The sequence below is a fragment of the Methanosarcina sp. genome, from assembly GCF_028693135.1.
In the GTDB taxonomy this organism is placed as follows: Archaea; Halobacteriota; Methanosarcinia; order Methanosarcinales; family Methanosarcinaceae; genus Methanosarcina.
The window spans coordinates 262,574-285,599 of sequence record NZ_JAQUVZ010000001.1; the positions used below are offsets into that span (position 1 = coordinate 262,574).

Genomic DNA, 23,026 nt, shown 5'->3' on the forward strand with positions numbered 1-23,026 from the left:
CCACGCTAAACAGGCTGCCAAATGTGAAAACGTAATCTCAGGTTAAAAGCTGTTTTTCAGATATTCCTGAGTTTGAGACTTTTTTATATTGATATTTTTAAATTGATGTTTTTAAACGAGACTGTTTTTAAATTGATGATTTTAATTAAGGCCCGTCTATAAAAATCAGGAGGTACTTCATTAACCTTAAATATTAGGTATGCCTAAATATGGCCAAAATAAAAATTTAGGGTTGCCTAAATAACCGAGCTAAAGCATAAATGAGAGTCAAAGCATGAAACTACCACTTATCTGTCCTGAAAAAGAGTGCTGCCGGGGAAAAAAAGACTGCACCCCGGGTAAAGGGCTGCCCAAAATTGTACTTGTAGGAAGCCCCAATGTAGGCAAAAGCAGCCTTTTTAATGCCCTTTCAGGAAATTATACTGTCGTCTCCAACTATCCGGGGACCTCAGTTGAGATCAGCCGGGGAAAAAGCAAGATCGGAGACAAGGAGTATGAAATTATCGACACCCCCGGAATGTATTCCCTGCTCCCTGTAAGCGAGGAAGAGAGAGTCTCCCAGCGCCTGCTCTTTGACGAGAAAACCTTTGTCTGCCTGCATGTGGTGGATGCCAGGAATCTCAGGCGCATGCTCTCATTTACACTCCAGCTTCTTGAAGCCAGGCTCCCCCTTATCCTTGTCCTGAACATGATGGACGAAGCTGAGGAAAGGGGAATAGAAATTGACATACAGGAACTCAGCAGGTCTCTCAAAATCCCTGTAGTAGGTACGGTTTCAAGTGAGGGGAAAGGAATTGAAGAACTCAAAGCTTCAATTATGGAATTTACTCATGAGAAAAGTACGCGGGAAATCGATTATGGACCGGAAGTAGAGCCGTACGTCTCGGAAATAGAAAGCTTGCTGGGAACTACAGAAGAAACCGGGATATCAAAAAGATCCCTCGCTCTCCTGCTGCTTCAGGGAGACAGGACAGCACTTGATTTTGTATACAGCCCCGGGGAGGTATACAGGCGTAAAAGAGAGAAAAGTAAGGGCAGTGAAACTGGCTTTGAGGAGTGCCAGAAACTTGCAGAAATAGCCTCGATAAAGGCTGGAATCCCTCTGTCCTACCTGTTCACCCTCAAAAGACAGGAGCTTGTAAACGAAATAGTGGAACAGGTAATGGAAGTGCAGGAAAAGGAAAAAGAAACGGGGCAGGAAACAAAAACCGAAAAGAAAAAAAGGGAAACGAAAAAAATCCTCCTCGCAGAAAATATCGACAGCGTGCTAACCCATCCTTTGCTTGGCATTCCGGTGCTGTTCCTTGTCCTTTACTTCGGGCTCTACCTTTTCGTAGGGGTCTTTGCAGCAGGCACACTTGTTGACTTCCTGGAAAACACGGTATTCGGAGAGCACATAAACCCCCTGGTAACCACCTGGTTCACGTCCCTTGTACCTTACCCTACCCTGCAGGACCTCTTTGTAGGGGAGTACGGGATATTTACGCAGGCAGTAACCTATACAATTGCCCTTATCCTGCCAATAGTGGGAGCTTTCTTCCTGGTGTTCTCAATTATCGAAGATGCGGGATACCTCCCGAGGCTGGGCCTGCTCCTGGACGGGATGTTCAAAAAAATAGGGCTCAGTGGAAGGGCAGTAATTCCGATGGTGCTTGGTTTTGGCTGCTCAACTATGGCTACGATGGTCACGCGGACTCTTGAGACAAAAAGGGAAAGGCTGATTTCAACCATTCTGCTCGCCCTTGCCATCCCCTGTTCAGCCCAGCTTGGCATTATTCTTTCCATCCTGTCCGGAAACCCAAACGGACTGATTATCTGGGCAGGTGTGATATTGCTTGAATTTGCCTTCATAGGGTACCTGGCTGCCAAACTTCTACCGGGAGAAGCCCCGACATTCATACTGGAGATGCCACCCCTCAGGATACCGCAGCTTTCAAACATAGCTGTTAAGACCTACTCAAGAATGCACTGGTACTTCCTGGAAGTCCTTCCCCTCTTTGTCCTGGCAAGCGTGCTGATCTGGATAGGGAGGCTGACAGGTCTTTTTGCCCTTGCTCTGAAAGCTATGGAATACCCGACAGTCTGGATCGGCTTACCTGCTGATGCTGCGGATATTTTTCTCTTCGGCTTTTTCAGGAGGGACTTCGGGGCAGCAGGGCTCTACGGAATGCATGATGCCGGGTTATTGACAGGCGTGCAGCTTGTAGTTGCAGCAGTCACTCTGACCCTTTTTATGCCCTGCGTTGCCCAGTTCATGATGACAATAAAGGAGAGAGGATTTAAGACGGCCCTTGCAATCTCCGGCTTCATTTTCCCCTCTGCTTTCCTCGCAGGTTTTATTGTAAACACCCTGCTGAAAGTGCTGGGGGTGAGCCTGTGAACTGCCCCCTGTGCGGAAGCGAATTTGAAAAAGCAAATGAAACAAAATGTACCGGCTGCGGAAAACTGCACAACTGCAACAAGCAGTGCTGCCCTTCCTGCGGGTACGAACTCGTAAAAGAAGCAAAGATAATACAGCTTATAAGGAGCCTCTTTAAATGATAGCAGAAAACTCACACATCTCCCTGAATCCCACCCTTAAAACTACCACACTTTCCTCAATGGAACCTAAAAAAGCAGGAAAGATCGCCCATCTGGAAACGAAAAACCCGGGGATATTACAGAAACTGATAGCGATGGGCATCCTGCCCGGAATGCCTGTCACCCTGCTCAGGCGCTCTCCCTCCTACTTCTTTGAGGTAGACCAGACCAGGTATGCCGTGGACAGGGAAATTGCAAACCATATCTATGTCAGTTACTAATTCAAAATTCCTATTTTTTAACTGACTGCGTACAAGAAGCCAAAATGTACGCGGCGCGGACAAAAGGTTGTAGAAACCGATTATGTAAATCTTTTGAGAAAGTTTTAGCTTATTTTAATGGGCCTCTTTTGTCTGATTTTCGAAATTGAAAGATTTCAACAGTGTAATATAGAGCAAGTTGAAAATACTTCCACAGGTCGGAAGCTTAGTTGATCGGAAAACTGGCCTGTGGAGATATGCATGCCAATCGGTCCTACAACTCACTTTGGGAAAGAGAGAGTATTTGTTGATAGGGAACCCTGTATTCAGGCTTTCAGAGAAACTATCCAGAATTCGGGAAATCGAGAATACAACGTATTATTTTACTATGGAATTGCCGGAATCGGGAAAAGCAAGCTGCAGAAAGAATTGCAAAAAATACTGGATGAAGAGTATTCTGAAATACTCTGGGCAGCTATTGATCTAAACACAAAGACCTACAGAGAAGTTGGCACTTTTTTAACCACTCTCAGAAACAAGATTCAGGAGAAATACAAAGCTAAGTTTTACCTTTTCAATATTGCTCATGCTATATACTGGAAAAAGCTCCATCCTGAAATTCCCTTGCTAATAGAGAACTATCCTTTGATAAAAGAAGGAAAATTTTTCAGCAAAATAATAGAAGTCCTTAATGAATTTGGACCTGCAAGATTAATCTGGGACACTATAAACAATGCTCCAGACAACGTTATGAGATGTTTTAAGGAACACGCTGTAGACATAAATATACTTACAGCTATGGAAGCCCCTGAAATTGAAAAATTATTACCCGGCTTTTTTGCTGCAGATTTTACAGATTATTTAGGCACAGGCTCAAGGGCGTACATTTTTATTGACACTTACGAAGCTCTCTGGGATGGTTTGAGGGATAAAGGCAGTTTTCATGAAAAAGACGAATGGATCAGGGACAATCTTATCCAAAACATGCCTAGGGTTTCATGGGTTATATGCGGACGAGAAAAATTGCTATGGGTTCCAGAATGTGATCCTGATTGGGATATATATCTGGAACAGCACTCAGTAGACGAGCTTCCAGAAAGCTATTGTACTGAATTTTTGGAAGATTGCGGTATTGAAAACAAAGAGATTCGAGATATAATTATCAAATCCAGTGAAGGAGTTCCGTACTACCTTAACCTGTCCATTGATACTTTTGAAAAGATATACAAGAAAAGACAGCCGGTTTCTAAAGATTTCGGAAAAACACAGCCAGAAGTTTTCAATAGATTTGTGAAATATCTGGATCGCAATGAGATTCGAGCGCTCGAAGTACTCTCAACACCTAATTTCTGGAATCGGGATCTCTTTGAATTATTGATGAAAAAGTTTGACCCAGGACTTCCAACTGGTGCTTTTTCAGAACTGATTAAATTTTCTTTTATCAAAACAGACTCCAATGATAAATATTCTATTCACCAGTTAATGAGGAAAAGCCTCCAAGAACATCAAGATTCCACTGATAGAAAAAATACTCATCAGTTTTTGCTTGCTTACTACAGTGACAAAATAGAAGACCTTGATATCAAAGCAATTACCCCAGAGCATGAATTAGCCCTTACCGAAGCCTTCTACCATGCAAAAGAGGCATTTGAAGAGGAAGATTTGTTCAAATGGTTTATTTATGTATCTGATCCGTTCAACAGAGCAGCACTCTGGCAATTAATTGCCCCTATGTATGAAGAAATGCTGCAAATTCTGGAAGCAAAATGCGGACCTGAACACAAAGAGATTGTAACGATCCTAAACATTCTCGATGTATTCTATCACAAAATGGGAGAGTACAAAAAAGCACTTCCGCTTTGTCAAAAGGCACTTACCATTGGTGAAACGATTCTGGATCCGCAACATCCAGACGTTGCAACAAGCCTAGACAATCTCGCATTACTCTATAAAAACATGGGAGAGTACAAAAAAGCACTCCAACTGTCTGAACGGGCACTTAAAATATACGAAAAGGTTCTGGACCCACAACACCCAGATGTTGCAATAACCCTAGACAATCTCGCTGGACTCTATGAAAGTATGGGAGAGTACAAAAAAGCACTTACATTTTATCAAAGAACAATTGAAATAAAAGAAAAGGTTCTGGGTCCTCAACATCCTGATTTTGCAACGAGCCTAGACAATCTCGCATTACTCTATCGTCAGATGGGAGAGTACGAAAAAGCACTCCAACTATCTCAACGAGCACTTGAAATATATGAAAAGGTTCTGGGGCCACAACATCCAGATATTGCAACAACTCTAAACAACATTGCATTAATTTATGATGGTATGGGAGATTACCAAAAAACACTCCCACTTTATCAAAGAGCACTTGAAATAAATGAAAAGGTTTTTGGTCCACAATATTCAGGTATTGCAACAACCCTAAACAATCTCGCCGGATTCTATAGGCATATAGGAGATTACGAAAAAGCACTTTCTCTTTCTCAACGTTCACTTGAAATATATGAGAAGGTTCTGGGACCACAACACCCAGATGTTGCAAGAACCCTAAACAGCCTTGCATTACTCTATGAAAGTATGGGGGATCAAGAAAAAGCACTTACATTTTATCAAAGATCACTTGACATTCGTGAAAAAGTTCTGGGACCACAACATCCAGATGTTGCAAGAACCCTAAATAATCTCGCCGGGCTCTATGAAATTATGGGGGATCAAGAAAAAGCACTTACACTTTATCAAAGGACAATCGAAATAAAAGAAAAGGCTCTGGGGCCACAACATCCAGATGTTGCAACAATACTAAATAATCTCGCAGGACTCAATTATCGGATTGGAGAGTACAAAAAAGCACTCCCACTTTATCAAAGGGCATTAGATATAGTTGAAAAAAATGGGCAAAATCATCCCAATACAGTAGTAATAAAAAACAATTACAATAGGCTTCTTTCAAAGATAAACGAAAACGCAGAGAAGTGATTTTTGGAATTTCACGACAGTACTGAGATTACCTTTTCTTCAAGCTCATTTATTTCATGAGAAGCCCCATCTACTCCAACTTATCAGAGTTATTCCTTCACATGCCTGACAATGTGCCCTGCTTCAGGAATGATAATTTTAGAAAGGGCAAGTTTCACCGCATTTGGGGACCCTGGCAGGCAGAATATAGCTTTTCCTTTTATTACACCTGCTGAAGCCCGGGTCAGGATTACCGACGTCCCTATTTCCTCAAGGCTTTTGTACCTGAAAAGTTCCCCGAAACCAGGGATTTCCTTTTCAAAAAGAGGGGCTACAGACTCGATAGTAAGGTCTTTTGGAGCAAGCCCTGTACCTCCGCTTGTTATGACCAGATCCGCAGAGCTGCCAAGAGCGGCAAAAACAGCATCATGAATTGCATTCTTTTCATCAGGCACAAGCCTGTAGAAAGAGACGGTGTTGCCTGCAGCCTCAAGAAGGTCTTTCATAGCTTTTCCCGAAAGGTCTTCCGCCTCGTCGGGAGAAATTGAATCTCCATACTTTTCGTACCTTGAGGTCGAAATTGTAATTATGGCAAAAGAATAAGATTTTCTAGCGTCTTTTTTGTGAATTTCAGGTATGGATTCTTTCATGAAAACGGCACTCTCCAATAGATTCAGATAGTTATCCTGTTATGGTTATCCGGTTCAGTTTCCACATTATGATTTTCAGATTATGCTTTCACGTTATGATTCCACATTATGTTTATTCTTCCTGTTGTCCTGTATCCTGCACTGTTACTTACCTGCCCATATTTTAATAACTTATCAGCCCAATGCTCAGGTTATGCACATACTTGCGGCAGATATAGGTACAGGTACGCAGGATATCCTGCTCTTTGACTCGGCAAAAGAGGTTGAAAACAGCCTGATTATGGTCATGCCCGCTCCCACCCAGGTTACAGCGGAAAGAGTTCGGAGAGTGACAAAAGCAGGAAAGGCACTTGTACTTACCGGGACCATAATGGGTGGGGGACCCTCGGCATGGGCTGTCCGCGCTCACTTAAAAGCAGGGCTTCCTGTGTATGCCACGAAAGAAGCTGCTCTGACCATTCATGACAACCTTGAGAAAGTGAAGGCTTTCGGAGTCAGGATTGTCTCAGAGGAGGAGGCAAAGAACCTTGCAGGTTCAGGGGAGGCGCTGGAAATTGTTATGCAGGACTTTGATCCCTGGGCCGTTTCATGCGCACTTTCAAATTTTGAAGTAAGGATGCCGGAAAATTATGCAGTGGCGGTGCAAGACCACGGAAACGCCCCGGATAAGAGCAACAGGGTCTACAGGTTTGAACTTCTAAAGGAACTTATCGATAGGGGAGGAAAGCTCGAAAACTTCGTTTACCGCCCCGAAGAAATCCCAGAGGCTTTTACCCGCATGAAAGCCCAGGCAGATTCACTTCTTAAAGCCACTACAACCTTTAAAACGCGGGCCGTTTTCATGGATACGGGACCTGCAGCCGTATTTGGGGCTCTTCCCGACCCTGCTGCCGTCCAGCCTTCCATCGTGGTCAATATAGGAAACGGACATACTCTTGGGGCTCTTGTAAATGAAAACAGGATCACAGCTATTTTTGAGCACCACAGTTCCAGCATGGATCCGGAAAAGCTCCAGGACTATATTATCAGGCTTGCCGGGGGGACCCTTGGATTTGATGAAGTCTTTAATGACGGAGGGCATGGTGCATATATAAAGGAAGCCACCGGCATTGAGCAGGTGCGCTCGATAATGATTACCGGTCCGAAGAGGGAGATGCTTGAAAAGCTTCCAGACTCAGAGGTCAGACAGGAAATTTCAAAAAAGCTGCATTTTGCCGCACCCTTCGGGAGTATGATGCTTTCCGGCTGCTTTGGACTTCTTGCAGGATTTTTTGAAACGTACCCGGAGCCGTCCCACAAGGAGCTGTCAATAAGATATAAACCACCAGGGGCCGTCAATAAAATATAAACCACAAGAGGCCATCAATAAAACTTATAAACAACTAAGTAGTAGGGAGTAAGTCACCTAAGCCCGGGATATATAATAGTTCAGGGGTTGTAAAATTTCAGGCATGAAATTCCCTATCGGAGAACCTGGGGACACAGAAGTTTCCTGCAAGAACCCGCAAGGGCAGATTTACAGATAAATGTAAATACATGCAGGGATCTCTATATGCACATATCTCATACTGAATGGTTTGCTAAACGATTTTTTGTGAACGTGATGCAAACATTTATATGCGGAAACAAATCCGTTACAACAAATTTTTATTAAAAATCATTTCGATTAAAATCATTATCTTTCAGGAGAATTAAGCTTATGGTACGAAAGCCAGGAAGTATGTACAGAAACGTGAGGCAGCGCTCATTTACCCGAAAAAAATACATGGGCGGTGTTCCCGGAAGTCAGGTTATTCACTATGACATGGGAGATAAAGCAAATACCACTTTCCCGATTAAAATTTCCCTGCTTGTAGAAGAAAAATGCCAGATAAGGCACGTTGCTCTTGAAGCAGCCCGTATTACAGCAAACAGGCACCTGAGTGGAGATGCCGGAAAGATGGGCTTTTACATGAAGCTCCGTGTTTATCCCCACGAAGTACTCAGGGAAAACAAGCAGGCAACAGGCGCTGGTGCTGACCGTGTATCCAGTGGGATGCGCAGGGCTTTTGGAAAGAATGTCGGTACTGCAGCAAGGGTAGAAGCAATGCAGAAGATCTTTACAGTAGCTGTTGAGAAGCAGAACTTCCAGGCTGCAAAGAAAGCTCTCTGGCACGCTGGACAGAAACTGCCCACCCCCTGCAGAATCGTTATCGACGAAGGCGCAGAACTGGTACAGTAACCGGTAAAGCCGCAAAGATTACGAGGGAGCCTAAAGAATGTATGATTACGAAGAGCTTTTGGACCGTGCAATAGAAAAGATGCCGGAAACAAAGACTACTGACGCTCGATTCGTAATCCCTGACCCCAAACTCTTTTCCGAAGGAAAAACCACAATTCTGGATAACTTTGGAAATATTGCAGACATCCTTAACCGGGACCCTGACCACCTGATGAAATATCTCACCAGGGAACTGGGGACTGCAGGGAAGATAGAAGGCACACGTGCAGTCTTCCAGGGCAGGTTTACGAGAGCTCAGATTACAGATAATATTCAGGCATATGTTGACGAATACGTTATGTGTTCGGAATGCGAACGCCCTGATACCCAGCTTGTCAGGGTGGACAGAGTGCTTATCCTGAAATGTTCTGCTTGTGGGGCTCACAGACCTGTCAAAAAGAGAAAGGTAAGCAACGTGGTTGTCAGGGATGCTATCGAAGAAGGCGGAACCTATGAACTCCGGATAGATGCCGTTGGGTCCAAAGGTGACGGGATAGCAAAAATCGATAAATACACTGTCTTCGTGCCCGGTGCCGGAAAAGGCGACGTGGTCAAAGTGAAGATAAAGAAAATCAGCGGAAACCTCGCCTTCTCAGAAAGGGCGGCATGAGGTTCAAGCTTTTTTAATAATTAAAGAGGCAGTCCGGACCGACGACTAATTTTATCCTCGCGTCCGGACAGCCCATATCCTTATTTTCAACTGCCTGATATTCTCATACTGATATTCTTAGATTCAACATCATTTCGTTTTCAGTATTACATTCAGGCATTGCCTATTTTTAAAGAATTCACTGTTCTTTGACGCTGGTTTGAAGTATATTTTTTGAATAAAGCATATTTTTTGAATAAAGAATATTTTTTGAATAAAGAATATATCCGTTTAGCTGGGAAAAAACAAGAATGATTTAAACGAGCAGTTTTAAACCAGAGACGGTTTTAAATATTTGCCAGTTAAATCAGGAACTCATATTAAATATTTGCCAGTTAAATCAGGAACCCGTAAGAAAAATTACCTGTGAGGAAAAATGACTCCTGAAAAAAAGAATGTGTCGGACCCTCCTGTAAGGGACAGAAATATAGAACTTTTCTCCATGCCAGGGCTGTCTGTGAACCTTCGGCGGCATGAAGGGAAAGCCCTGAAACTTACAGCAAGCGGGACCCTGAAAGCAGCCTGCACCCCTATACTGAAAAAGATGAATTCACACCTGAAGGAGGAAAAACCGGCTCTTGTACAGGAGGACAGGGTTATTCCTTCAGCCTGGCTGCCTCCCATACCAGGCCCTGTTTTCAAGCGTCTCATTTATGCAGAAATCCAGATAGTGCTGGGAAAATACATTCCTGAAACCGTCTCCATTGAGCTCACCCACCAGACCAGTTCAAGATACCCGCCAGGAACAGCCACTGACGAACTGGATACAGGCACAATTAAAAGAATAATAGACGAAGCCCTGGAACTTGGCACCTTCATAATCACTTTTACCGAGAATGATCCCCTGCTGCGGGACGATATCTTCGAGCTTATCGAGTATGTGGACAAAAGCCGTGCTATAGTGAACTGTTCCACCTGGGGCACGGATTTTTCAAAAGAAACTGCCCTTAAACTGAAAGAAGCCGGACTTCATTCCCTAATGGTTGGCATTTATTCAACTGATCCCGAAAAACATGATGCTTACCGAAAATCGGCAGGAGCGTACGCCCGGGCGGTCTCAGCAATAAAACTGGCTCTTGAAGCCGGACTTCTGGTTGTAATGACAACCCATACCTCTCCAACAAGCATAAAGGAACTTCCTGCCCTCTATGCTCTTGCATCGGAACTCGGGGTGCATGAGTTTTCAGTCTGGGAAGCAATGCCAAAAACCAGAGATGAGCCTGTGCTCACTAACAGGAACCGGAAGACAATTCTTGAAATGTACCGGAAGATAAATTCGGACCCGGAAGGCCCTCGAATGTTTTCAAACACCTATTTTGAAGGGAAGATGATGGGTGCAATGGCAGGCAGGCGCTGGATGCATGTAACCGTAGATGGGGATGTAAAACCAAGCCCTTACCCTCCTTTCAGGTTCGGAAATGTAAAAGAAGTACCCTTAAAAGAAATCTGGCAGAGGATAAGGAGCTATCCGTATTTCCAGAGGCAGAAAAGTTTGAGCCCTATGCACGACCCTGAGTTTATGGAATTCGTTGACAAGATCCCTGAAGAGGCAGCATTGCCTTATCCTTTTGAAAAGATTTGCGAGAAATAACCAGGGCTTATAACAGAATTACTCAGAATTTACTGGCAACCGGATGAAGAGAGTTAAGGGACAAAAACAGGTAGATAACAGGTAGATAACAGGTAGATAACAGGTAGATAACAGGTAGATAACAGGTAGATAACAGGTAGATAACAGGTAGATAACAGGTAGATAACAGGTAGATAACAGACAGATAACAGGTAAATGACAGTATCCAGGGCTGCCAGAAGATAAACATTTACATATGAGCAGGTATTTTTAAAGAGCAATTTAGCCGGAATGGGGTTTATACCCTTATTTACGTTACCCTTATTTATGTAGCAAGAAAAAGCTGCCTGCGGCAAAATTCCGGAAAAAGGCAGCCCCTGAGGGACTTTATGAATACTAAACTTGACCCCTGGAGTTCAAGCAATATCACTGACTATTCCAAGTTATTCGAAGAATTCGGGATTTCTCCTTTTGAAAACGTACTTCCGGAAATCCCTTCCCCGCATATGTACATGCGGAGAAAAATAATCTTCGGGCACCGTGATTACGAACAGATTGCAGAGGCTATGCGGACAGGTGCCCCTTTTTCAGTTATGGACGGCTTTATGCCCTCCGGAAAGGTCCACCTCGGACATAAGATGGTCATGGACCAGATAGTCTGGCACCAGGAAATGGGAGCTTCGGCCTTTGTCGGGATTGCAGACAGGGAAGCTTATTCTGTACGCGGGTTTTCCTGGCAGAAGTGCAGGGAAATCGGAGTAGAGGAATACATATTAAGCCTGATTGCCCTTGGATTCAAACCCGACGGTCTTATCTATTTCCAATCCGGTTGTGGAAGCGTCAAAGACCTGGCATTTGAACTTGGGGCTAAAGTCAATTTCTCGGAACTGAGCGCCATCTACGGCTTTTCAGGAGAGACTGGCCTCTCCCACATGCTCAGCGTGGCAACCCAGGCTGCAGACATCCTCCAGCCCCAGCTCGAAGAATTCGGGGGACCAAGACCGGTTGTTGTTCCCGTAGGTCCGGACCAGGACCCTCACCTCCGCCTTACAAGGGGGCTTGCAGGCAAGATGAACATGTTCAGGGTAGAGGAGCGGGAAGACGTAAAGACAGGAAGGAAATACCTGAGCGTCCGGGGAAAAGCCGCCCAGAAAGAGGCTCTTCAGGAACTCAAGAAGCGCATTCCCGGGAAAGTAAAACTCTACGAAGAGCACATTGACGTGCTCGAGTATCCCGATCTGTCAGGGCTTGAAAAGCTTGTCAGGGAGGTAGCAGTAGAGTTCGGAGGCTACGCTTTCATTCCTCCTGCATCCACCTACCACCGCTTCATGAGCGGGCTGCAGGGAGGAAAGATGTCCAGCAGCATCCCTGAAAGCCAGATTGCCCTTACGGACGACCCGAAGGAAGGGGCAAAAAAGGTAAAGAAGGCAAAGACCGGAGGCTGTGTAACCCTCGAAGAGCAGAAAAAGCTTGGCGGAAAACCAGAAGAGTGCTCTGTCTTTGAACTGATGCTTTTCCATCTGATTGACGATGACAAAGAACTGCTGGAAATCAAGCTGGAATGTCTCTCCGGAACAAGGATGTGCGGCTCATGCAAACAGCTTGCAGCCGAAAAGATGCACGACTTCCTTAAAGACCATCAGGAAAAGCGGGAACTTGCCAGGGAACAGCTTGACGAGTACAGGATTATCTACAAAAAATAAATTATGCATAAATCTACAAAAAATAAATGAGTCATCAACTTATTAAATTCTTATAACCTATCAGAATCATAATCATTTCAGGAAGATCAGGACGTGGTTACAATATGAGTGCTCAGGATAATCTCACAATCAACGAGAAAAAGGTCTTGCTAGCCCTTGAGGAACTGGGGTCGGCAGCTCCCGAGAAACTTGAAGAGAAGTCGGGGCTGCAGGTAGATGCAGCAATGCAGGCAGCCTTCATGCTCCAGGAAAAAGAACTTGCTTCCGTTTCCGAAAAAGTGCTCGAACGCTACTCCCTTACAAAGGAAGGAGAAAAATATACGAAAACAGGACTTCCGGAGCGCCAGATAATTGACGCCCTGAAAGCTCCGATCTCCCTTGAAGAACTGAGAAGCCTTTATTCCCCTCAGACCGTGGGAATTGCAACCGGCTGGCTCGTAAAAAAAGGGTGGGCAAAGGTTGAAAACGGGATGATGGTGCCTTCGGGAAAAGCTTCTGCTGGCAAAGATGAAGAAGCCCTTGCGGCTTTCACAGGCAAGGCAAAGACTTTAGAAGAGCTTGCAGCCGACGAGGGGACTGTAAAGGACCTGCTCAAGCGCAAAATAGTCATAAAACACGAAGATAAGTTCAGGACTGTTTCCATAACAGATGCAGGAAGCGCTCTTGCAGCACAGGGAATTGTCCTTGAAGAAGAAATTGCCCAGATCACCTCCGAAATGCTGAAGAGTGGAGCCTGGAAAGGGAAAAAGTTCAGATCCTACAGGCTTGACGTCACTCCAAAACCCCTTTACGGAGCCAAAATTCATCCTTACAGGCGCCTGATTGAACAGATGCGCCAGATCTTCCTGGAAATGGGTTTTACAGAGATCAAAGGCGGAATCATCCAGAGCTCTTTCTGGAACTTCGACGCTCTCTTCCAGCCCCAGGACCACCCTGCAAGAGATATGCAGGATACCTTCCACCTTGGCAGTACCTGCCAGCTCCCGGCTGAATATCCGGAGAAAGTGGCAGCAATGCACGAGAACGGAGGGGACATTGACTCCTGCGGCTGGGGAGGAATATGGGACAGGGAACTTGCCGGACGCAATGTGCTCAGGACCCATACCACTTCAGTAACCATAAAGCACCTCGCAGACCACCCCGAACCGCCTGTAAAAGCCTTCTGCATTGACAGGGCTTACCGCAGGGAGACAATTGACCCGACCCATACCCCTGAATTCGAGCAGCTTGAAGGCGTGGTCATGGACAAGGATATGTCTTTTGCAGACCTGCTCGGCCTCCTGGCAGAATTCTACCACAGGATGGGATTCGAAGAAATCCGCTTCCGCCCCGGCTATTTCCCATATACCGAACCGAGTGTGGAACCTGAGGTTTACGTGGAAGGCCTCGGCTGGGTTGAACTCGGAGGCGCAGGTGTCTTCAGAAAAGAAGTTACAGAACCTTTCGGAATCAAAGAACCCGTCCTTGCCTGGGGGCTCGGAGTTAGCCGGCTCGCCATGCTAAAACTGGGGCTTAAAGACCTCAGGCTGCTCTACCAGTCCGACATCGACTGGCTGCGCAAAAGCGAAGTATGCAGGATCTGAAAACTTAAAGCTAATATTCAAGCTTTAAAAACTTAAAGCAACTCGTGGGCTGTAAAAACTGCCTGTCCCAGCCCGCAGGCAATTTCTTTTTTGCATTTTGATTTCATTGCCAGAAGATTGAGATTTTGATACTCAATTTTACGGTGCGATCAAAGATTTCTCATCGATTTGCTCGAAAACAGTTGCCTCAGCCGCGCCAGGGAGGGAGAAGAAGTTAGTTGTGCATGCGCGCAATAGATTACATTTTCTCCGCGTAAACTATCCGTTCGACAAGCGTAGAAGAAAGTTCCCGGCCTGTAGGCCTTATATACCGCTCAGCAAGCTCCTCGTAACCGACGTGCTCGACTACCTGCCAGCCGTACTCTTCAAGAAAACCCGGCCACTCTTCCGGATCCATCCCGAAAAGCCAGATCTTATCCCTTACGTACTTTTTGTAGATATTCTCCCAGCCGTACATGACCCGGCCATCAAGAAAGTCTTTGCGAATATATGTGAAAGCCAGAAGGCTTCCATGCTCGGCTTTAGCCAGAAAATCAAAAGTCGCTCTGATTCCGGTTTCAGTCAGATACTGCGTGACAGCTTCCCATATGAAAAATGTCCGCTTATCCACCGAGTAGCCGTATGATGCCAGAACGGAGCCCAGTTCTTCTCGATCGAAATCTATCGGCACAAGCCTGACATGGGACGGGACTGCTCCGAACAACTTACACAGCCGAGTCTGCTTGGACTTAATGTTTTCAGGCTGATCGACCTCCCAGATTGGCATGTTAGATAGAGCTGATAACCGGTACGCTCGGGTGTCAAAGCCCGCACCCAGATTCACGACCGCATTAACCTGATTGACCGACTCGATAAGCTTTTCGTCTATGTACCTTTTTCTGCACAGCATACCACCCCAGAGACCAGGAGTGTCATTCTTGGTAACTCTGATCATCCAGGTCCTTAAAGAACTAAACCGCATCAGCCATACAAGAGATCTCAGGCCTAACGGAAGTATTCGATAGGCCAGCTCATCGTCGATGATGCGCTGCTTCTCTGGAAAATATTGCTCAATAGCAACTAGCGCTGTTGGGCTCACTCCTGTTTTAGCTGCAGATTTTGTCATGATGCCTCTTTCTATTCATTTAGTGCGGCTTATACGTTTAATTTTGCTATCACGTAGGAACTCTGCTGCCGTTGCCTGGCACACTAAAAATTTCACTTACCGTTGCCCGTCATGCGGCGAGGTTTTCGAGGTTTCAACTCTGGAAAACTTCCTGAACCCCAACGGCGTAAATAAGAAGTACCTGAAATGCCCGAATTGCGGGAAGCGGAACTGGGCTGAGATCCTCAGGATTAAAAAAGAAATTATTCTCAGGGAGTAAACTGTTATCTGAAAAGCCACTGTTATTTTATAAGCCTGAAATATCGCTTGAAAATGGGAGAGGGGAAGATTCCTGAAGATTCAAAGGAAAAGGCTTCCGGAAATAAACCGGAAAATATAGAAACAGATAAGGAAAGAAAGAGTCAGGAAAACAGGAGTCAGGAAAACAGTCCTGACCCTCCGACAGGAGAAAATGTTCACCTTCTCCCTCTCCTTACTGTCAACTTCATAGGGACCCTGGGCTTCAGCATCGTTCTCCCCTTCCTCGTATTTCTGGTGAATCGGCTTGGAGGCAATGCTTTCATTTACGGGCTTGCAAGTTCCATGTATCCTGTTTTCCAGCTCATAGGCGCCCCTATTCTCGGCAGGTGGTCTGACATTTACGGGCGTAAAAAAATCCTGCTCTTAAGCCAGCTGGGAACCCTGCTTTCATGGATTATCTTTCTTGCAGCCCTCTTTCTCCCGGTCTCCACCCTTTTTAAAGTTGATTCTGGAGTCCTGGGAGCTTTTGTCTTCACCCTGCCCCTTGCAGTACTCTTCTTTGCCCGGGCTCTTGACGGGCTGACCGGAGGAAACGTGTCCGTAGCCAATGCCTATCTGGCAGACATTACCGAAGAAAAAGACAGAAACCGAAATTTCGGAAAAATGTCAATTTCCTCAAACCTCGGGTTCATAGTGGGCCCTGCCCTTGCCGGGCTTTTGAGCATAACAGCATACGGAGAAGCAGCTCCAGTCCTGGGCGCAGTAGTAATTTCACTCATAGGGACCGCACTTATCGTATTTTATATCCCTGAAAACAAAGAGTGTTCTCTTGAGGGACCTGCCGATTCTGAGGACATACGAAAAGTCTTTGGCTACGAGATAAAGGAGTGCAGGACTGCACGGGAAGCCGGGAAGCCTTCCTTCAGGGAAGTTTTAAAGCTTCCAAATATCCCTTATATGCTAGGCCTCTACTTCCTCATCTTTCTCGGCTTCAATATTTTCTACACCGCTTTTCCCCTGCATGCAATCGCAGCCCTTGACTGGGGCATCGCAGAAATGGGAATATACTTTACTGTCCTGAGCGCCCTTCTGATAATTGTGCAGGGATCTATACTCCCAGGACTTTCAAAAAGATACTCAGATGCCTCGCTTATAATAGTCGGAAGCCTGATGCTCGGCACAAACTTTCTGCTGCTTATCCCCGGAGACCTCTTCCTGACCTATCTTGCAACAGGGTTTTTCGCACTGGGGGACGGGCTTATGTGGCCTTCTTTCCTTTCCCTTTTATCAAAAATTGCAGGGAAGAACTACCAGGGAACTATACAGGGGTTTGCCAGCAGTTTCGGAGGGCTTGCAAGTATAACCGGGCTGATCCTCGGCGGGCTTTTATATGAACTATTTGCAGGAAGATCCTTTTTGCTTGCAGGTATGGTAATTTATATTGTATTTTTACTCAATTTCAGGCTCCGGCAATTTGAGAAAGAGCTAAAAACTGAGAAAAGAATTTGATACCAGAGACAACGGGAATGAAAAAAAGCGAAAAACCAAACTGTTTAAGTAAATAGGGCTGTATATTGAAAATAGAAAAGGGCTGAAAAAATCCAGATTAAGAAAAAATTCAGATTAAAAAAAACTCCGGAATAATAAAAAACCAAAACAGGAAACAGTAAAATGCCAGTTAATTCCCTTATTCTCATTATATTCGGATTTATGTTTCTTCTTTCTTTTATCCTCTGGGCCTGGACCCTCGTTGATTGCCTGCGAAAAGAAACGGATAAAGGGAATACACGCCTTATCTGGGTCATAGTTATTGTTTTTACATATATTGTAGGAGCTTTTCTTTACTACCTTATAAGGCAACCTAAAAGAGTCAAAGAACTCGGCAGGTAATTCCTGAAAGGCTCAGGTAATTCCAAAGAATTCAGGTGATCTAGAAAAGCTATTTGAATGTATGAAAGGCTTATATTTGAAAGATAGAGTCTCAAAACATCTGAAGAAAAATGAGAGGGGATTTCCCCTCAAAGCGTTTTAAGGTATTCAACAACATCACCTACATCTTTATCAGTCATCTTCCACCTGGGCATGGTCAGGTCAAGAGACTCACCAGCAGGATCAATGCCCTCCCGAATTGCCCTTTTGATGGTCTCTTCCGTGTATGGAGGATGTTCTTCCTCTTCGGAGTGATCTTCAGCAATAAGGCTTTCATACCTGATATCCGAAGGGACCTCAAAACCCATCATTACCCGATAGCCTCCTCTACCGTCAGTCCGATGGCAATCCACGCAACCCCCTCCGTGAACGTACAGCCAGCGAGGACCATACTCGGTCTCAATAAGCTCACCACTTTCGTTAAATCCGGTATAATAGATCATCTCTCCGTTCGACTCAAAATCACTTTTTTTATAGGAAGGAGAAATCCTTCCCTGATACATTCCGCCACCGGGATACATTCCGCCACCGGGATACATTCCACTACCTGGATACATACCTCTTCCAGGATATGAAGTCCTGTTGTCCGAATAAGTATCATACCGGCTGTAGAAGTCATCCCCGGTACGAGAAAATCCCCACATGGCCCCGAACATAAAAATAAGGATAGTTATTCCTGCGACAACCAGAACCAGCAGGAGAATCAGGAATTTATTGCTTTTGCTCTCCCTGTCTGTGATACTTTTACCCCCATTAAATCAGACCTGAGTTTATCTGTCAAAATAATCAGTCAAAATTATCAGGCTTCCTGTCTACTGCTTATTACTTTCTTCTTTTTCCCGGTACATACTTTGAGACGAATTTGACTCCTGCAGAAACCAGTGCTGTCAGAGCCAGTGCTTTTATCAAACCACGAATTATTCCAAACATTAAATCACCCCATCTTTAAAGCTCTTGCATTTATAGCTACGATTACAGTACTCAGGCTCATGAGAACTGCCCCTATGGCAGGGCTCAGTAAAATGCCGTATGCATAGAGTACTCCTGCTGCAAGCGGAATTGCAAAAACGTTATACCCGGTTGCCCAGAGCAGGTTCTGGTACATCTTGGAGTATGTTTTTCTGGAAAGCTCAATAATGTACAGAACATCTCTTGGATCGTTTTTAACCAGCACGATATCGGCGGTTTCGATTGCAACATCCGTGCCTGCCCCGATAGCTATTCCCACATCAGCCTGGGCAAGGGCAGGGGCATCATTGACCCCGTCTCCGACCATTCCGGTAACGTACTGCTTCTGGACTTCCATGACCTTTGCTGCCTTTTCGTGAGGAAGGACTTCCGCAAAGTAGTCGTCAAGCTCCAGTTCCCGGGAAACCCAGGCAGCAACATAGCGGTTGTCCCCGGTAAGCATAAGGCATTTTATGCCCATTCCTTTGAGCTTTGAGATTGCTTCCCTTGACTCTTTCCGGATAATATCGGCAAGTGCAAGGGCTCCAAGCACTCTCTCCCCTTCAAGCAGAAATACAACGGTTTTTCCCTGCTCCTTAATTTCTTCAATTTTCTCAGATTCAATATTCTCAGATTCAATATTCTCAGATTCAATATTCTCAGATTCAATTTTCCCGTCATTCAGGCTGATTCCTTTTTCTTCAAGGTAGCCCGGGCTTACTACCAGGAATTTCTTGCCATCAATTATGCCCTCTATCCCTTTTCCTGGAATGGAACTGAACTTTTCGACCTTAACAGGCTCTATCCCTTTTTCTCTGGCACTCTCAAGGATTCCTCTTGCAATCGGGTGTTCCGAACTTGCTTCAAGGGAAGCTGCAAGGCTGAGGATCTTTTTGTCATCCATTTTTTCGTTCATTTTGTCGTCTTCGCCTGAGAGAGAAACTACATCCGTTACTCCAAACCTGCCTTCAGTGAGAGTACCAGTTTTATCAAAGATTACAGCTTCAAGGCTGCGGGCTTTCTCAAACGCCTGCCGGTCCCGGATAAGGAGCCCGGATTTTGCGGCAATTGACGTTGAAACTGCAACCACCAGAGGAATTGCAAGCCCAAGAGCATGCGGACAGGTTATGACCATTACCGTGACTGCCCTCTCCAGGGCAAAGACAAGTTCGTAACCGAAGAAGATCCAGAGGGAAAATGTGAGAGCTCCAGCAGTCAGAGCTATGATCGTGAGGTACATCGCAGCCCTGTTTGCCAGGTCCTGAGTTTTTGATTTGCTTTCCTGAGCGGTTCGGACAAGTTCGACAACCTGGTTGAGGTAGGTGTCCTTTCCTGTTTTTTTGACCTCCACAACAAAAGCCGCTTCCCCGTTAATCGAACCGCCTATGACCTCATTCCCCGGCTTTTTAGTTACAGGTCTTGACTCCCCGGTAAGCATTGATTCGTTGACACTGCTAGTCCCTTCTACCACAGTCCCGTCAACAGGAATCTTTTCCCCGGGCTTGACCAGAACCCGATCTCCAATTTTTAACTGGTCAACCCCCACGTCAACAGTTTCACCATTTTTCTTCAGGTGAGCAACCGAGGGCATTATTTTTACCAGCTCTTCAAGGGCTCTTGAAGCCCCCATTACCGACCGCATTTCAAGCCAGTGCCCGAGCAGCATTACATCGATAAGGGTCACCAGTTCCCAGAAAAAGACTCCTCCGGGAAGCCCGAAAACCACAGCAGAGCTGTAAAAATAAGCCACACTGATAGCAACAGCTATGAGGGTCATCATTCCCGGAGATTTCTCTGCAAGCTCGTCTTTCAGCCCTTTGAGAAACGGATAGCCGCCGTAGAAATAAACGACAGAGGACAGCAAAAAGATAAGAATATCCGCACCGGGAAAACGAAGTTCAAAGCCAAAAAAGCCCTGAATCATGGGAGAGAGCAGCAAAACCGGGAAGGTCAGTATAAGAGAGACAATGAACCTTTTTCTGAAATCTGCAAGCATATGAGCATGATGATCTTCATGGCCTTTTCCCCCGGACATTTCATGCCCCTGATGCTTCATTCCTTCGTGCTGCTCATGGGTTTGCGGTTTCATTCCTTCATGCTCGCCATGACCTTGAGGTTTCATCCCTTCGTGCTGCTCATGGGTTTGGATTTTCTCTCCGGCATGCCCTGTTTGACCTTCCAGATGGCCCTCATGGAGCATATTTTCAGCAGGCTTACTCCCACTCTCTTCGTGAAGTTCAGGAGAATTTCCTGACATTTCCCTTCCGGAGTTATGTTCGTTATTAGAAAGAGAAGGCTCATTTACCTGAACTTTAGAAATTTCAGTGTCCACCCCTTTATCTTCAGCCTGCATATATCCAATGCCCCTAATTTAAATTATATTTAAGATATTATAATCTTTAATATATTTGAAAATAAGGGAATCAAACGTCCTGCATCGAAAAATAATTGAATTGGTTTCAAAAAGTAGTAGTTCTTTTATCTATACGATAAAGAAAAAACGTAATATCTTAAAAAATCAAGTTAACAAGTGGAATCCATAGAAAGGAGTAACAAACCAAAAACTAATGTCCTTAAGTCCTGTCTGACTATTGAACTCCAGGTAGTGTTATTATGGAGCCGACATTCAGACAAAAAGATTTAATCAGAAAGTCCCGCTCAATCATTGGAAGGCGTAAAGCAATTAACAACTACTGAAATGAAAGAGGGTAAAGCTGGACAGATTTACCCCTTGAAGAAGCAAGCGAATTAATCGAAAAAAATGGTTAAAATGTCATGGCAGTGAAGCCAACATTGCTAGAATCACCCGATTTTAAAGCAACGTGTTCGGAAAATTCAACCAATTTCGAATAAAATTCATTCGCTTTACTATCACATTCAGAATAGATTTTTAGAAGATCGTCATTAGAACACCCGGACTTTGGTCCATTCGCCACATCAACCATAAGAATAGAAAGCTTAAAAAGCTCGGATCCGAACTCAACAGGCAATATCTCAGATACCTCTACAGAAATATCAATAAACAAATCTGCAAAGTTTCTAAACATCTCATCCGCAACCGCGGAATCAAAATCATAGTGATTTTTATAAAGATCCCATTTCATACCAAACTTGAGAAGAGCACGTCTGATCAGCCCAATAGCAAATTCAGCCTGATCAGCTTCACTTTTCCAGGAACCCCATAACCGACAAAATTCAGAGTATAAAACATCCGGCATAAAAGATCAATATAACTACAACATATTAACCTTTTCATACCCTTTGCAATGTTGCCCGAAATAACTTGCAGTCAGGATAGATCGGAACAACTCCGTCAAACGAACAGGTAATATTTTTCACAGAACGTAGTGCCCTGAATAACCGGGGCTTTATAGAGTCCCGATTGGCTAAAAAATAGACATATTCAGCTCATTTATCTTGTGTTCTGATTGAGCTATAATTGAAGGTCTCGTCAATTGTTCATCAAGCCATTTCTTCAGCTTGTTGCATCTCCGCCTCACAAAATCCGAGCTGGCTGATGGTATATCTCAGGTATTTTTTAATCCCCCAGTTTACTTTCTCTCTCACACCCTATGCATTTTACATCAGCCATCGTTCTAGGGTTCTTAATACAAAGTCCTCCGCTTTTGCATTGGACAATTAGTTTTGTTCCATTATCTATCAGGTTGCTTTTATTTCTCTTTCTTTTTATCATATTCCCTCTTTTAACTCTTTAATATGCTCTGCCAGCCTGTTAAGCTGCTCCTGTGAACATTTCAATAGATCTGGATTCTTCTGATTCCCTAAAACCTTCTTCATCCCTGGATCCTAAAATCACAGTGGATTTCGTCCCTATGTGAGCGCTTCCCATTGATTCAGGAAACCCCCTGTCAGTAACGATCCAAAAGAGGACACAATTACCCCCAATCATCAAGAGCTTTGGACTCTTGGGCTCAGGTCTGTCAGTAACTATCCAAAAGAGGACACAATTACCCCTATCAAAGTTCTGCAATCAAGGAATTTGTATCCATTCTAAACATAACTCTACAGACTACAAGTGATATAAGATCAACAGCAGCTTTCGCCATAAACACAGATAAAACATTAAGCTGCTTCCAGAGAATACGGATAATAAAAAACCATGGTGAGAATTTTGGAAAAATGATGGATAAACGACGTGGTATCCTTTTCTAAATATAATATTTAAGGGAATGCCAACATATAAATATTTTAGTATCTGTTGTAAATACAGTTTGTAACTTTTTGTACAAAGTTGCCAATGGAGGATGTACAAAGTGACTAACCAAACTTTTTGCCGTACTTGTGGTGCTGAGATTTTAGAAACATCTGAGATATGCCCGAAATGTGGTGTAAGACAATGTGGTGTAAGACAATTTGGTGTAATACAAAATCAAATTAAGAATCCAGGATTTGCTGCTGTAGCTTCCTGTTTATGGGTAGGACTGGGTCAAATATACAACGGAGAGATAGGAAAAGGGCTTCTCTTTATGGTTATTCAAATGGTGAATGCATTATTAGTTTGGCATGAAAGTACCTCTGATTTCGCACTCCGGACCCTCATTCTGAATTTATGATTATGTTGGAAGCAAATATAGCATTTTTGTCCTGTTAAATTGAAGTCAGGGTCCGGAATGTGGACGTGAGG

At 44.5% G+C, this 23,026-nt stretch carries 19 protein-coding genes; 14 read left to right on the forward strand and 5 right to left on the reverse strand.

Annotation, left to right across the window (positions count from 1 at the left end):
- The first annotated feature begins 274 nt into the window (after positions 1 to 274).
- The 4 genes from feoB to PHF18_RS01050 all read left to right on the forward strand — a co-directional run bounded on the left by feoB (position 275) and on the right by PHF18_RS01050 (position 5,765).
- Positions 275 to 2,380 (forward strand): ferrous iron transport protein B, encoded by a 2,106-nt coding sequence (gene feoB, locus PHF18_RS01035; RefSeq protein ID WP_300097252.1) that lies wholly within the window; start codon positions 275 to 277, stop codon positions 2,378 to 2,380.
- Positions 2,377 to 2,541 carry a hypothetical protein gene (locus PHF18_RS01040; RefSeq protein WP_300097254.1) on the forward strand — a complete coding sequence of 55 codons (165 nt, stop codon included), beginning with the start codon at positions 2,377 to 2,379 and terminating at the stop codon, positions 2,539 to 2,541. The genes feoB and PHF18_RS01040 overlap by 4 nt, the downstream gene beginning before the upstream one ends.
- Positions 2,538 to 2,801: a FeoA family protein gene (locus PHF18_RS01045; protein ID WP_300097256.1), complete on the forward strand. Its 264-nt coding sequence runs from the start codon at positions 2,538 to 2,540 to the stop codon at positions 2,799 to 2,801. Before PHF18_RS01040 ends, PHF18_RS01045 begins: the two co-directional genes overlap by 4 nt.
- Positions 2,802 to 3,041: 240 nt before the next feature.
- Positions 3,042 to 5,765: a tetratricopeptide repeat protein gene (locus tag PHF18_RS01050; RefSeq protein ID WP_300097258.1), complete on the forward strand. Its 2,724-nt coding sequence runs from the start codon at positions 3,042 to 3,044 to the stop codon at positions 5,763 to 5,765.
- A gap of 89 nt (positions 5,766 to 5,854) precedes the next feature.
- On the opposite strand, the gene PHF18_RS01055 is transcribed toward PHF18_RS01050, so the two are convergent.
- On the reverse strand, positions 5,855 to 6,394 hold the full coding sequence (locus PHF18_RS01055; RefSeq protein ID WP_300097260.1) for a molybdenum cofactor biosynthesis protein B: 540 nt from the start codon (positions 6,392 to 6,394) through the stop codon (positions 5,855 to 5,857).
- A 193-nt stretch (positions 6,395 to 6,587) separates the two neighbouring features.
- On the opposite strand from PHF18_RS01055, the gene PHF18_RS01060 reads away from it, so the two are divergent.
- The 6 genes from PHF18_RS01060 to PHF18_RS01085 all read left to right on the forward strand — a co-directional run bounded on the left by PHF18_RS01060 (position 6,588) and on the right by PHF18_RS01085 (position 14,159).
- Complete coding sequence (locus PHF18_RS01060) at positions 6,588 to 7,742, forward strand: DUF1786 domain-containing protein (protein WP_300097262.1); 1,155 nt, start codon at positions 6,588 to 6,590, stop codon at positions 7,740 to 7,742.
- A 351-nt stretch (positions 7,743 to 8,093) separates the two neighbouring features.
- Positions 8,094 to 8,615 (forward strand): 50S ribosomal protein L16, encoded by a 522-nt coding sequence (locus PHF18_RS01065; protein WP_300097264.1) that lies wholly within the window; start codon positions 8,094 to 8,096, stop codon positions 8,613 to 8,615.
- Positions 8,616 to 8,652: 37 nt separating this feature from the next.
- Complete coding sequence (locus PHF18_RS01070; RefSeq protein WP_300097267.1) at positions 8,653 to 9,264, forward strand: translation initiation factor IF-2 subunit beta; 612 nt, start codon at positions 8,653 to 8,655, stop codon at positions 9,262 to 9,264.
- A gap of 415 nt (positions 9,265 to 9,679) precedes the next feature.
- Positions 9,680 to 10,894 carry a radical SAM protein gene (locus PHF18_RS01075; RefSeq protein ID WP_300097269.1) on the forward strand — a complete coding sequence of 405 codons (1,215 nt, stop codon included), beginning with the start codon at positions 9,680 to 9,682 and terminating at the stop codon, positions 10,892 to 10,894.
- 368 nt (positions 10,895 to 11,262) lie between these two features.
- A complete protein-coding gene (locus tag PHF18_RS01080) occupies positions 11,263 to 12,576 on the forward strand; it encodes a tryptophan--tRNA ligase (RefSeq protein ID WP_300097271.1) in 1,314 nt (437 codons plus the stop codon).
- 104 nt (positions 12,577 to 12,680) lie between these two features.
- A complete protein-coding gene (locus tag PHF18_RS01085; protein WP_300097273.1) occupies positions 12,681 to 14,159 on the forward strand; it encodes a phenylalanine--tRNA ligase subunit alpha in 1,479 nt (492 codons plus the stop codon).
- Between the two features lie 238 nt (positions 14,160 to 14,397).
- Here PHF18_RS01085 and PHF18_RS01090 read toward each other — a convergent pair whose 3' ends face one another.
- A complete protein-coding gene (locus PHF18_RS01090; protein WP_300097275.1) occupies positions 14,398 to 15,264 on the reverse strand; it encodes a class I SAM-dependent methyltransferase in 867 nt (288 codons plus the stop codon).
- Between the two features lie 43 nt (positions 15,265 to 15,307).
- Here PHF18_RS01090 and PHF18_RS01095 point away from each other — a divergent pair, with 43 nt between their 5' ends.
- The 3 genes from PHF18_RS01095 (at position 15,308) to PHF18_RS01105 (ending at position 17,394) form a co-directional block, all read left to right on the forward strand.
- Complete coding sequence (locus PHF18_RS01095; protein WP_300097277.1) at positions 15,308 to 15,523, forward strand: hypothetical protein; 216 nt, start codon at positions 15,308 to 15,310, stop codon at positions 15,521 to 15,523.
- A gap of 53 nt (positions 15,524 to 15,576) precedes the next feature.
- Positions 15,577 to 17,013 (forward strand): MFS transporter, encoded by a 1,437-nt coding sequence (locus PHF18_RS01100; RefSeq protein WP_300097309.1) that lies wholly within the window; start codon positions 15,577 to 15,579, stop codon positions 17,011 to 17,013.
- 162 nt (positions 17,014 to 17,175) lie between these two features.
- On the forward strand, positions 17,176 to 17,394 hold the full coding sequence (locus PHF18_RS01105) for a PLD nuclease N-terminal domain-containing protein (RefSeq protein WP_300097279.1): 219 nt from the start codon (positions 17,176 to 17,178) through the stop codon (positions 17,392 to 17,394).
- A gap of 128 nt (positions 17,395 to 17,522) precedes the next feature.
- Here the strand turns inward: PHF18_RS01105 and PHF18_RS01110 are convergent, their stop codons facing one another.
- From PHF18_RS01110 to PHF18_RS01120, 3 genes are all read right to left on the reverse strand, one after another.
- Positions 17,523 to 18,077 carry a cytochrome c gene (locus PHF18_RS01110; RefSeq protein WP_300097281.1) on the reverse strand — a complete coding sequence of 185 codons (555 nt, stop codon included), beginning with the start codon at positions 18,075 to 18,077 and terminating at the stop codon, positions 17,523 to 17,525.
- 290 nt (positions 18,078 to 18,367) lie between these two features.
- Positions 18,368 to 20,734 carry a heavy metal translocating P-type ATPase gene (locus PHF18_RS01115; RefSeq protein ID WP_300097283.1) on the reverse strand — a complete coding sequence of 789 codons (2,367 nt, stop codon included), beginning with the start codon at positions 20,732 to 20,734 and terminating at the stop codon, positions 18,368 to 18,370.
- A 412-nt stretch (positions 20,735 to 21,146) separates the two neighbouring features.
- On the reverse strand, positions 21,147 to 21,599 hold the full coding sequence (locus PHF18_RS01120) for a hypothetical protein (RefSeq protein WP_300097285.1): 453 nt from the start codon (positions 21,597 to 21,599) through the stop codon (positions 21,147 to 21,149).
- 1,056 nt (positions 21,600 to 22,655) lie between these two features.
- On the opposite strand from PHF18_RS01120, the gene PHF18_RS01125 reads away from it, so the two are divergent.
- A complete protein-coding gene (locus PHF18_RS01125; protein ID WP_300097287.1) occupies positions 22,656 to 22,955 on the forward strand; it encodes a zinc ribbon domain-containing protein in 300 nt (99 codons plus the stop codon).
- Positions 22,956 to 23,026 lie beyond the last annotated feature (71 nt).